General features: G+C 59.8%; 5 protein-coding genes. 2 read left to right on the top strand and 3 right to left on the bottom strand.

Annotated features, from left to right (window positions below; all coding sequences use genetic code 11):
• The coding region (locus tag ACPYOI_RS34375; protein WP_481424035.1) for a hypothetical protein at positions 1–1447 on the bottom strand (1447 nt) is incomplete at its 3' end.
• Positions 1448–1768: 321 nt separating this feature from the next.
• Here ACPYOI_RS34375 and ACPYOI_RS34370 point away from each other — a divergent pair.
• The gene (locus ACPYOI_RS34370) at positions 1769–2989 is read left to right on the top strand and encodes a hypothetical protein (RefSeq protein ID WP_481414868.1); all 1221 of its coding nucleotides are present in this window, start codon (positions 1769–1771) and stop codon (positions 2987–2989) included.
• A 54-nt stretch (positions 2990–3043) separates the two neighbouring features.
• Positions 3044–4486, top strand: coding sequence for an MltF family protein (locus tag ACPYOI_RS34365; protein WP_481414867.1), 1443 nt, complete (start codon positions 3044–3046; stop codon positions 4484–4486).
• 115 nt (positions 4487–4601) lie between these two features.
• Here ACPYOI_RS34365 and ACPYOI_RS34360 read toward each other — a convergent pair whose 3' ends face one another.
• Both ACPYOI_RS34360 and ACPYOI_RS34355 read right to left on the bottom strand, forming a co-directional pair.
• A complete protein-coding gene (locus ACPYOI_RS34360) occupies positions 4602–4985 on the bottom strand; it encodes a YciI family protein (protein WP_481414866.1) in 384 nt (127 codons plus the stop codon).
• Between the two features lie 171 nt (positions 4986–5156).
• Positions 5157–5870 carry a DUF1194 domain-containing protein gene (locus tag ACPYOI_RS34355; protein WP_481424034.1) on the bottom strand — a complete coding sequence of 238 codons (714 nt, stop codon included), beginning with the start codon at positions 5868–5870 and terminating at the stop codon, positions 5157–5159.
• Positions 5871–6002: the final 132 nt, after the last annotated feature.

The raw sequence follows: 6002 nt of genomic DNA, 5'->3' as shown, positions 1-6002 counted from the left end.
CGGCGCTGTTGTCGCCACTCTCCTGCGCGACGCGCGCCAGGACCACGCGCTGCGCCACATCGAGAACGGGCCGGACGGGAATGTGCCAGGCGTCCAGCGCCGACCAGTCGCTCTCTTCTGCGATGCGCTGGATGGCATCGGCCTCCTTGCGAGCGGCGGCGGCATCCTTCCCGGCCAGAGAGACCCCTCGCGCGTAGTGCCACATCGCCATCACATAGGGCGGTGCGCCAGTTGGCTCGGGCATCGCCAGAACCGTCTCCGGATCGGTATACTGCAGCCGGGCGAAGTACGGAGCGGCCTTGAGCGGTTGCACGAAGGGTATCTCGGCGACGATGTCGTTGCTCAGCCATTTATCGAGCTTGTCGGCCTCGGCGAGCACGGTCTGCTTATCGCCGAGCAGTTGAGCCGACACCAGCACGAAGTGGATATTGTGCGCGTAGTAGGCAAGCGGATACGCGCCCATCGCGTGCGTCTGCGAGATATAGGCCTCGTCGACCTTGGAGGCTGTCTTATTGGTCTCGAAGGCATCGACGTAGCGGCCGACCCGATAGTAGATGTGGCTCGGCATGTGGACGATGTGTCCTGCGCCCGGCATCAGGGCGGCGAGCCGTTCGGCGTAGGGTTCGGCGCGCTCCGGCCGGTCCGATGCCTCCACGAGATGGATATAGAGGTGGATCGCCCAGGGGTTGTCGGGGGCTTTGGCAAGCACTCCTTCCAGGCGCGTCTGGATATCGGCTGCCCGACCTTTGGGTTCCTTGCCGCCCGGCTGCCAGTAATCCCAGCGCTGCGTGTCCATTCCCGCCTCGGCGGCAAGCAGTGCGAGGTCGAGATCATCCGGATATTTGTCCGACAGGGCAGCCGTTGCGTCGGCGAAGGCAGCGTCGAGCTGGGGCCGTTCTGCCGCTGGATCCTCCGAATAGCGGGTAGCCACCGCCTTGATCAAATCCTGTTCTTTCTCGCTCGCTCCGGCGGCGAGGCTCTGCGCCTTTTTCAGCGCGGCGATGGCGGGCGCGTTCGCCGCCGGGTCCATCGGCACGTTGATGTTCGGTCCGAGCACCAGCGCCTCACCCAGGAAGCACATGGCGCAATCCGGGTCCAGGCGTTGCGCCATGCGGAAAGCGCGCCTCGCTTCCGCATGGTTGAAGTTGACGGCCATCCTGAGACCCTGGTTGAAATAGTTCTGGGCATCCGCGCTTTTCGTGGTGATCTGATAGGTCATCGAACCGAGATCGGTCCACAGTTGCGGTTCCGCCTCCTCGTATGCCTTCATCGCCTCCACCACCTGGGCCGGAATGGCGGCGACAAGGACACAATGCGGGGCTGCGGAAATTTCCGCCGGTGTTCCGGTATCAGTCGTGCTGAACGCGGCTACCGCCGCACCAGCCCCCAGACCGGCGATCGCCAACGTGGGCAAAGCTGCAGTTTGCAGGAGATCACGAATCTTCATGAGGCCCTCCCTCTGTTCGCAGCAAGTCTCTCCCAAGACTGCTGCGGTCAATATCTACCCGCAAGGATTGCCTGGCAAATCAATTCACCGACCAGTGACAACCCGTACTTCCTCCAGGGCCATGACCGGTGCGCCAGAAATATCTCAGGGCCTGAAAGGGGCGCTCATGGGCGCGTTTACACTGCGATTTACCGTAACGTACTTCCGCTGTTGCACGAAATCTGATGGCTTGGTTGTTCGACATTCTGCGTGCTTGCCGCAATGCCTGGGCAGGATCGCGTGCTTGTGGAGACTGTCGATGGTCACAGAGGGATGAGTGACATGGGTGGCGAAACACAGGTCACGGCATCGACGGCTGGGGCGCCCTCATCGACCGAGCCGCATCTGGATTTCCTAGCGGCGCATGGCGGGCCATTCTTCGACCTGCAGCGGCGGATGAACTTGTTGCATGAGAGCAGCCTCAAGAGTGGCAGGAGAGCGGTCCTGTTCGTGGCGATCGCCTGGGGTGTCCCTCTGGTCCTGACGCTGCCAACTGTGTTTTCGGAAACTCCAACTGTATGGCGCTACCTGTCCGATCCCGGTCCTTGGACCCGTTTTTTCCTCGGCATTGCCGCCTTTGTATTGGCCGAGCAGCATGTCGAAACCGGGCTGAAACTAAAGTTGGGACAGTTCGCCCGGGCACCGCTGATTGCTCCTGCGTCAATGGAGGCCGCTGCGGCCCACGTGGCTCGCGCCCTTCGACAACGCGACTCCGGGACGGCCGAGCTGGTTTGTCTGTTACTTGCCGCGGTTGCGGCCCTCTTCGCCTATGCAAACTTCAATCAGGCTGCAATCTCGACATGGTCTGCGACCGTCTCTCCTGAGTCCAGCAGGCTGACGGCCGCTGGGTGGTGGGGCGTGTTCGTCAGCATTCCGATGTTCGTATTTTTGTTTCTGCGAGGCTGCTGGCGCCACCTTGTCTGGGCGAATATGCTCCGCCGCATCGCCCGCCTCGAACTGCGTCTGGTGGCGACGCATCCTGACGGGAAAGGTGGCCTTTCGTTCCTGGCCGACTATCCGAACGCATACGTGCTGTTTGTGTTTGGCGTCAGCAGCGGCATGGCCGCAGCGGTAGCCAAACATCTGATGCAGGGCGGACTTTCGACAGCGACGCTGACGACAACAATGGTTGCATGGCTGATCATTGTGATTGCCTTTTTCGCCTATCCGCTTTCAGCCTTTTCGAAACCGCTTGCCGATCTCAAGAGCAAGACGCTGCTGACATTGTCGGCCCGGGCGACCGTCCAGCAGCGGGCGGCAGAGCGCAAGTTGGTCGGCAGCAACATCGTTGCACCGGATCCGCAGGAAGCCGAGCAACCGATCGAAGCTCTCGACCTGACAAAGCAATATGATCAGACGCGCAAACTGTCGTCGATGCTGATCAACCGCGGTGTGGTTCTGCCGGTGGCCGCGGCAGCACTTGTTCCATTCGCAGCCGCCGGCGCGACCAAGCTGCCGTACAAGGAAGTGTTCTCGGTCTTGAAGAAGCTGCTGCTCGTCTGAACGATCCAGGCGTAAACTAAGTCCGGTCGCTACGCGAAGCTGGGGAGGCGCAACATGCGGGTGTACACGTACGCTTTGTTTCTGCTCGTCGCCATAACAACATCAACAGGCGTCATGCTGCCTGCGGTCGCCGCCGAGGGTGGGCCCCAGTTGATCGAAAAGCATATCCTCGATCTGAATGCGATGAAGGAGCGACGCATCGTTCGGGTCCTGGTGCCTTTCAGCAAGACGATCTATTTCGTCGACAAGGGACGTCAGTTCGGGACTGCGGTCGTGTTCGGGCTGGAGTTGGAAAAATACCTGAACCGGGGTCGCAAGAAGCAGATCGAGCACATCCACGTCGTCTTCGTCCCTACACCGCGAGACAAGCTGCTGAGTGCGCTGAACGACGGCTATGGGGACATCGTCATGGCAAACCTGACGGTCACCGACGAACGGCTGAAGCAGGTCGATTTCGCCGATCCTCTATACAAAAATGCCGAAGAGGTTCTTGTCTCCGCCCCCAACAGTCCGGCAATCGCCAGCATCGACGACCTGGGCGGCAAGCACGTCGCCGTCCGCGCATCGAGCAGCTACTACGAGCATCTGTCGGAGCGAAACAAGACGCTGTCCGAACAGAACAAGCCCCAGATCGCCATCGACCTGATGGATGAAAGCCTCGAAGATGAGGACCTGATGGAGATGGTCAACGCCGAGCTTTTGCCGTTCACCATCGTCGATGCGTACAAGGCCGATATCTGGTCGCATGTCTTCGCCGGGATAAAGGTGAACCACGATGTCGTCCTGGCGTCCGGAGGAAAGATTGCCTGGGCGATCCGCAAGGACAGCCCCGAACTGAAAAAAGAGCTCAACGATTTCGTGGCGACACACAAGATCGGCACGACGTTCGGAAACATCCTCCGCAACACCTATTTCAAGCAGGACAAGATCGTAAAGCGCGCCTATTCCCCAGCGGACGTGGAACGATTTCAGCGGCTGGTCGAAATCTTTCGCAAATACGGCGGCACCTACTCATTCGACTACCTGATGCTGATGGCCCAGGGCTATCAGGAATCGCAACTCGACCAGTCCAAGCGCTCGCCGCGTGGCGCAGTTGGCGTCATGCAGATGCTGCCATCGACGGCCATGGACAAGGTCATCGCCATCACCGGAATAGACAAGGATCCCGACCGCAATGTCGAGGCAGGGGCCAAATACCTCCGTCACCTGATCGACACCTATATCGACGATCAGGGGCTCGATGTGAAGGATCGCCAACTGTTCGCTTTCGCTGCTTACAATGCCGGCCCCGGAAACCTGCGGAGGTTCCGCGAAAAGGCAAAGACCATGGGCCTCGACCCCAACGTCTGGTTCGGAAACGTGGAAAACGCGGCATCCGAGATCGTCGGGCGGGAAACCGTCCAGTACGTCAGCAACATCTACAAATACTACGTCGCCTACTCGTTGCTGGTTGCGCGCATGGACGCGCACAAGGATACCGGGTTGAACCAGCAGTAGAAGGATTTCGTGCGCGTCGAAGTGAGCAGCGAACCCGACCGCTTGACCTCATCATGCAGCCGACAGATCCGGGCGACGCTCGTTCTCGCCGTTACATCACGTTGCGAAAGGCCTGCTAGCCATCATCCCTGGAGTCCAGAGCCGCGCCGGGTAGGTAGAGCGAAATCGGCCTGATTTCATAGACGGCTGTCGGGTTGGCGCGACGCAGGTCACGCGCTGCTGCGACGGCTTCCTCGAGCGTCGGAAAATCCACGACGTAGAAGCCGAGCAATTGTTCCTTGGTTTCCGCGAACGGGCCGTCGGTCACCATCCCGTCGCCCTTCCCGCGCAGGGTGACGGCACGATCCGTGGGTCCAAGCCGTGCGGCCGGTCCGAGGGATTTCTCCTGGACGAGGCGATCGTTGACCTTGAGCAGGTCGATCATCAGCGCCGCATCCTCCTCCTCGGTCCAGGATTCGACCACGCCCGCTGCGTGATAGGCCAAAATGGCATAATACATAAATCGTCCCCCACATATGTCCGTCTGCTTCGCCATCGGCTCGATCCGCGCGCGTTGGAGCCCACGCCGGCCGACTGACGTTCAGAGACCTTTTAGATGCCCTCAGCTACACATTTTTGACTGGCGAAATGCAAGCCCCGCCCCGTCTAGCCTCCGCTGCGCCTGGCGCCGCTAGTCAGCGCTTGCGTGGAACCGGCTGTCCACCGCATCGGACGCGAGTTCCCTTATCAGTTTCTTTTTAAGGGCGGCAGCGTAATCCCCATAATTCTTCACATGCATGACGAACGCATCGGCCCCGAGGATCACCTTCCTGGCGTAGTAGCTGGCCAGGTCTCCCAAATCGTCGGAGACGACCAGAGCATTGATCCTTGCATCCATTTGCTCGGCGCGCCTGCGTGCTTGATAGAGCGAGATCACACGCGGCCGTTTCGGTCCCAATGTCTCCCTGCCGTCACCGGAGATGTCGACAATCAGTTTGCGGGCACATGCGTTCGGATCCGAAAGCATGGTGAGCGCTGACCAGATGCCGTTGCCTATGTCGGTATTTCCGAAGACCGCACGCTGATTGTTGTCTATCTCGCGTGCGAAACCCTCCGCATCGTCACCATCATCGATGACGAACCACCCGAGCGCCTGCGTCCCTGCCCTGGCGTCCCCCCAGAAAACGGCTGAAACCGCCACGACCCCTGCCTCCCGCAAGGTTGAAATCACCGCCTTGTCGCGGAACGCGGCGGAAATCGCAGCTTTCTGAAACCCATATTCGGCATCATCGATGCTGTCGGAGCCATCTACTGCGAGAACGAGCGCGATGTCCGAGCATGCGCTTGCTTGAGGCGCCGTAAACAAAACAAGTGCTGAAGTGATGCAAAGCAGCGTCCTTCTCATCGCCGCCCCCTCTGGGTTCATCGGCAGCAAGCCGACAAAGAATCTTATCATGAACGATGATGAAACCGTAGAAATACGTGGTCTTTCGAGAGGCCTATTGCATTATGATATAAAAGTAGCCCACCTGTTGTT

The sequence above is a fragment of the Rhizobium sp. SVR5-2C genome, from assembly GCF_056755115.1.
The sequence above is the reverse complement of the archived record's forward strand: the minus strand, read 5'-3'. Positions and strand labels throughout refer to the sequence as shown.